7 protein-coding genes are annotated in these 5865 nt (G+C 38.4%); 1 reads left to right on the top strand and 6 read right to left on the bottom strand.

Annotated elements, in window-relative coordinates; all coding sequences use genetic code 11:
* Nucleotides 1–319: 319 nt before the first annotated feature.
* Nucleotides 320–1549, top strand: coding sequence for a site-specific integrase (locus B0A64_RS23810; RefSeq protein ID WP_089481950.1), 1230 nt, complete (start codon nt 320–322; stop codon nt 1547–1549).
* Nucleotides 1550–1598: 49 nt separating this feature from the next.
* Here B0A64_RS23810 and B0A64_RS23805 read toward each other — a convergent pair whose 3' ends face one another.
* The 6 genes from B0A64_RS23805 to B0A64_RS23780 form a co-directional block, all read right to left on the bottom strand.
* Nucleotides 1599–2069 carry a DUF1097 domain-containing protein gene (locus B0A64_RS23805; RefSeq protein WP_089481949.1) on the bottom strand — a complete coding sequence of 157 codons (471 nt, stop codon included), beginning with the start codon at nt 2067–2069 and terminating at the stop codon, nt 1599–1601.
* A gap of 72 nt (nt 2070–2141) precedes the next feature.
* On the bottom strand, nt 2142–2894 hold the full coding sequence (locus B0A64_RS23800; protein ID WP_089481948.1) for an SDR family oxidoreductase: 753 nt from the start codon (nt 2892–2894) through the stop codon (nt 2142–2144).
* A 68-nt stretch (nt 2895–2962) separates the two neighbouring features.
* Nucleotides 2963–3703 (bottom strand): SDR family oxidoreductase, encoded by a 741-nt coding sequence (locus B0A64_RS23795; protein WP_089481947.1) that lies wholly within the window; start codon nt 3701–3703, stop codon nt 2963–2965.
* 272 nt (nt 3704–3975) lie between these two features.
* On the bottom strand, nt 3976–4635 hold the full coding sequence (locus B0A64_RS23790) for a DUF2652 domain-containing protein (protein ID WP_089481946.1): 660 nt from the start codon (nt 4633–4635) through the stop codon (nt 3976–3978).
* 50 nt (nt 4636–4685) lie between these two features.
* Nucleotides 4686–5081, bottom strand: a complete 396-nt coding sequence (locus B0A64_RS23785) for a hypothetical protein (RefSeq protein ID WP_165769871.1) — start codon at nt 5079–5081, stop codon at nt 4686–4688.
* A 23-nt stretch (nt 5082–5104) separates the two neighbouring features.
* Nucleotides 5105–5865: SDR family oxidoreductase (locus tag B0A64_RS23780; RefSeq protein WP_244285482.1), on the bottom strand; the 761-nt coding region annotated here is incomplete at its 5' end.

Genomic DNA, 5865 nt, shown 5'->3' with positions numbered 1-5865 from the left:
TCGAATCCTGCCACCCCGACACTAACGCCTTTCAAAGGCAGTCAAAACCCCTTAAATCGTATGATTTTAGGGGTTTTTCCATTTTATTCAACTCCAAAATGTTCAAGCTATATCAAAGAAAATGGGACCTATTCGGCTACCCCTTTTCTTTTTTTAACTTGTAGGTCCCAAAAATCATTTTAATACCATCGTTTTCAGTCTGTTGTGCTCAAATTTTAACATTTGATGCTTCTCTTAATATGCCGGTTTTTCAGCAGAAATCCAGCTTTCGTGAGACCCATTTAATGTGCAAATGATCTGAACATTAAATTTTTGAGATATGAAAACAGCAACTACAACATTTGGGGTGCTCTTTTATTTAAAGGCACAAAAAACTTCCATGCAAGGCAAGGCGCCGATATGCGCCAGGGTTACTGTAAATGGAAAACGCACTGAGATTTCCGTAAAGCGTTCTGTGAACGCAAATGAATGGGATGAAAGAAAAGGCATGGCAAAGGGAAGCCGTAAAGAAACAGTTGAACTCAACATGTACCTTAATCAGTTTAAGGCAAAGATTATAAATACCTATCAGCAGATGGTACTGAGTGATGATGCGATAGACGGTCCGGCAATCCGTGACAAGGTATTGGGCACTGACCATCTATTACCTACGTTGGTATCACTGATAGAATATCACAATGAGCAACAGGTAATTAAATTGGCTCCCGGAACCATGAAAAACTACTATACAACACAGAGGTATATAGAAAAATTTCTCAGGGAGAAATATTACAGGAATGATATTATCCTTTCACAGCTTACGTATAAATTTATTCTGGACTTTGAACGCTACCTTTTTAATTATGTTCCCAAAGACCACCAAAAGCCACTTAACAATAACGGAATCATGAAGCATATTGAAAGGCTGCGCAAAATGATAAATATGGCTGTTAAGCTCGATTGGCTGTCCAAAGACCCCTTCGCTAGTTTCAAGAAGCATTTTGACAAAGTGGAACGGGAGTCATTAAACAGCAAAGAGCTAATAGCATTAGCTAATAAAGAGTTTACCATTGAACGGCTAAGGCATGTTCGGGATATGTTTCTGTATAGCTGCTACACAGGTCTTTCCTATATTGAGCTCGCTGAACTTACCCCCAACAATATTATCACAGGTATAGACGGAGGACTTTGGATATCTACAAGCAGGGCAAAAACAGATACTGGTGTACGTGTACCGTTGCTGCCACAGGCAATAGAATTGATGGAGAAATATAGAGATGATCCGAGAGCTCTGAATAATGGTACAGTCTTCCCTGTAATTTCAAATCAACGAATGAATGGCTACCTGAAAGAGATTGCAGATATATGTGGCATAACAAAGGCATTGACCTTTCATATAGCCCGGCATACTTTCGCTACTACTGTAACATTAAGCAATGGTGTTCCTATCGAAAGCGTTTCTAAAATGCTTGGGCATACAAGCATTCGTACTACACAAATCTATGCGAAAGTAGTTGAACAGAAACTTAGTGAAGATATGGCTAAACTGTGCGCTCGCTTAGGCAATTAATCTCTCATTAGCCAAGCAGAAACTCCTTGATAAATAAGGAGTTTTTTATTTAAAGTTCCGGTTTAGGGTGAATTTTGTGAACAGCGGTATCATTTAGAAAGGCAAATACAAATCCGAAAAGCAAAGGAATAGCTAATTCCAGCAATGAAAGCGGTTCAAGTTTCGGGTGAATTCCGAAAAACACGATAAGCCCTAAAAACCAGGCTGGAATACTGCTCAAACCTTTTATTTTGGAAAGATAAGCAAGCGAGCCTATGAAAATAAAGATCGACACCGTAAGGCCAAATGATCCTAAATAACTACCTAAAAATATTCCAGTAAATTGAATCGCAGCTCCCATCAGTATTCCCAATATAATTTGAACAAATGCAGAAGCAGAATTTTTAATGCTTCTGCCAAAGATGTAGTAGCTTACCCAAGCAATAAACATTACCCACGTCGGCCACTGTGCAGCAAATGATATTGAGACAGCTACTGCTCCGAAAAGGCCGAAAAGAACGGCTGTTTGAAAGGTTTTCATAATATATGTTTTAAAGATTAAATTTTGAAAGCGGTCTGGAGGTATTATTGCTCTACAGACCGCTTTTGTTTATTAGTTTGTAGCTCCTCCGTTTACCAAAAGGTGCTGTCCGTTTACAAAAGATGATAAATCACTTGCGAAGAATTCAGCTGCATTGGCAACATCATCAACATGAGCCAGTCTGCCCATTGGACAGCTGTCCAATAATTGCTTTCTAAGTTCCGGATAGCTGTCAGCTTCCGCGAAAATCCCGGAATGGTCAACAGCAAAAGGGATAATGGAGTTTACCGTAACTCCGCGGTGCCCAATTTCCTTAGATAATATATCAACCAGGTATCTCGGTGTTGTTTTACTTCCTCCGTAAACCGCCATTCCGGGTACAGGAAATGAAGTTGTGCTTGAAGCTATATAAATGATACGCCCGTTATCGGTTATATTTTTAGCTGCCTGCTGCATCGTGAAATAAGTACCTTTCGTATTGATTGAGAAAACTTTGTCAAACTGCTCTTCTGTAAAATCAACCACCGGTGTTTCTACTAGTTCAATTCCGGCATTTGCCACTACAATATCTATTTTTCCAAAAGCGGCTTTTGCCTCAGCAAACAGTCTCTCCAGATCAGCCACTTTGCTGACATCTGCTTGTACGGCAATTACTCTTGATCCTAATTTTTTAATGTTCTCCACTACTTCATCCGCAGAAGCTTTATCTCGTGAATAGTTGATTACTATATCCGCTCCGAGCGCTGCATAACGCTCTGCAATTGCTTTTCCTAATCCTCTTGCTGATCCTGTGATCAGTGCTACTTTATTGTGTAAATTGTTCATAATTTTTATTTTTTAAAAGGTTGTTAAATGTTTTATATTATTGTTATTCTTACTGCTATTTCTTAGAATTAAGCCATTCCACCGTTTACTCCGATGTTTTGGGCTGTAATCCATTTTGCATCGTCACTTGCCAAAAATGCAACGGTCTGAGCAATATCTTCCGGTTCTCCAAGACGGTTGAAAGCTGAAAGTGCGGCCAGCCTGTCGATAACTTCCTGAGGCTTACCTGTTGTAAATAATGCGGTATTTGTAGGTCCGGGAGAAATAGAATTGATGTTGATTCCGCGAGCTCCAACTTCTTTAGCCATAACTCTTGTCAACTGCTCTACTGCAGCCTTTGTTGCAACATAAGTACCGTAACTTGGAAGCATGATTCTGTTTACCGAAGTGGAGAAATTGATAATGCTTCCGTTGTCTGCCAAACGGGTTGCAGCTTCTCTCAGCGTATTGAAAGTTCCTCTTACATTAATATCAAATTGTCTTGTAAAATCCTCATCGGTTGTATCTTTGATAAGCTTTGTAATCATAATTCCGGCATTGTTTACCAAAACATCTATTCTGCCGTAGTGTGCAATAGCCTGGTCGAACATTGCTTTTACTTCGTCTGATTTGCTCACATCGGCCTGAATAGCGATAGCATCTCCGCCTGCATTTTTGATTGCAGCTACTGTTTCCTCCGCTGACTGAAGTCCGCCTGCATAATTAACGATTACTTTTGCGCCTCTTTCGGCTAAATTTTTAGCTACTGCTGCACCGATTCCTCTTGAAGCTCCTGTTACTAAAACTACTTTGTTGTTTAAATTTTTCATGATTTTAATTTTTTAAATGTTATTATTTGTTGTTCTAATTTGTTGATACAAAGATTGTTGTTATTAATTTTTTAAAAATGCAAATTTTAAAGCATTACTTATACATTTTAAAGGCTGCCTTAAAAAGTACCTTTTTGTGATTCTTTTTCTATCATTAATTGTTTTATACAAATGACAAAGATTTTATTTTATGACCATTTCAGGGCATAAAAATCCTGATCGTAGTATTTATACGATCTTATTGAGGAAACACAATAAGCTTGTTAAATTGATTAAGCGGTGTATGTAAATACAGGGCTTGGAGAATTGGATATACTGTCCGCTATCTTATCAAATGATTTTCTGCGGCGCTTAATTGCCGGAAAGTCAAAAGGTAGGTAGGAAAAACAGATACTTCCTAGTTCATCATAAATTTGGCACAGTTCTTTTTTATTGTCCCAAGAAGGGGAACTGCTTTTATTTGTTTTAAAAACTGCCTGAGTATAAGCATCTGTTAGTAAAACATAGCAAGGCTGCGCAATGTCATTTTTTAATAATCGATGTGCTTCTATAACGGTGCTGCCATAAAGTTTCTGAAATCCCATAAGGTCATATCGTGTGAGTTCCCCATAATGTACTACCAGTTTCAGTGAGAGCGTTTTGGCCTGTGGGAAATCTTTGGAGACATCTTCTACGACCTGTTCAAAAGCGCGCAGCATCTTATCAAACTGGTTTAGTATTTTCTTCACTGCAAATGGTTTTCCAAAGTGATAAAAAAGGATGGCGTCACCCTCAATTTCTGCAATCTTAAACTGCATCTCATTGTGTTCAATAATCGAAGAAAGTAATTTTGATACTACTTTTTGACCCGCAAGCATATCGGTTTCTTTTACAAAACGCGTAAATCCGCTAATGTCCGGCATGAAAATAATACCCCTGTCTCTGTTTTTCATAATCGTAGTATTAAAATCTTTCTTTATTGATGCATCTTATCATTACTGCCTTAGTAATTTGCCTGCCCGATATGCAGTTTTGTGATCTTCCCTTCTTTGTTTATCTGGAATTTGAAGTACGTTTGGAAATTACCCCAAAGATCACTGTGGAATTTCCCATAGATGTCAAGTGAATTATTCTCTACTTTGTCAATGGAGGTAAATCGTTCATGTCCTATTGCTTTTGTAAAAAAACTTCTGAAATTCTTTTTATTCCCGTCATCATACAATTCTGCATTGTCGGCAAATAAGGAGAACCATGCATTCTGGTCCGCATTTTGCAAAGCCTCGATAGCTTTTTTTGCAGTTTGGTTTGTTATTTTCTCAGTATTCACTTTTTCTGTTTTATTTACAGATTGTCCGCATGCAGCGCAGGCGAAAAATAATCCAATTAGTAATGTTTCCATGTTTTTCGATTTAATGGATTTTATTAATTTGTTGCTCCGCCGTTCACCAAAAGATGCTGGCCGTTTACAAAAGAAGACAGATCACTTGCAAAAAACTCTGCAACATTTGCTACATCTTCAACCTCAGCCAATCGTCTCATCGGGCAGCTGTCTAATAATTGTTTTCTCAATTCAGGATAGCTGTCAGCTTCTGCAAAAATTCCGGAATGCTCTACTGCAAATGGAATAATTGAATTGACTGTTACTCCTCTGTGCCCAATTTCTTTTGATAAGATATCAACCAAATATCTTGGGGTAATTTTGCTTCCTCCGTAAACAGCCATTCCAGGAACCGGGAAAGATGTAGTGCTTGAAGCGATATAGATAATTCTGCCATTGTCTTCTATATGTTTGGCTGCCTGCTGCATCGTGAAATACGTGCCTTTGGTATTGATAGAGAATACTTTATCGAACTGCTCCTCTGTAAAATCGGTAACAGGAACCTCTACCATTTCAATTCCGGCATTGGCTACCACAATATCAATTTTTCCAAATGCCGCTTTGGCTTCTGCAAAAAGTCTTTCAAGGTCAGCTACTTTGCTCACGTCTGCCTGCACTGCAATAGCTTTTACGCCCATAGCTAAAATGTTGCTTAACACTTCATCTGCTGATGTTTTATCCTTAGAATAATTAATTACTATGTTGGCACCCATTGCTGCATATCGCTCTGCAATTGCCTTTCCTAATCCTCTAGCTGATCCTGTAATTACCGCTGTTTTGTTTTTTAATTTTTTCATGATTTTTT

Source organism: Flavobacterium araucananum (genome assembly GCF_002222055.1).
GTDB lineage: Bacteria > Bacteroidota > Bacteroidia > Flavobacteriales > Flavobacteriaceae > Flavobacterium > Flavobacterium araucananum.
Note: the sequence above shows the minus strand (reverse complement) of the source record. Positions and strands in the feature narration are given on the sequence as shown.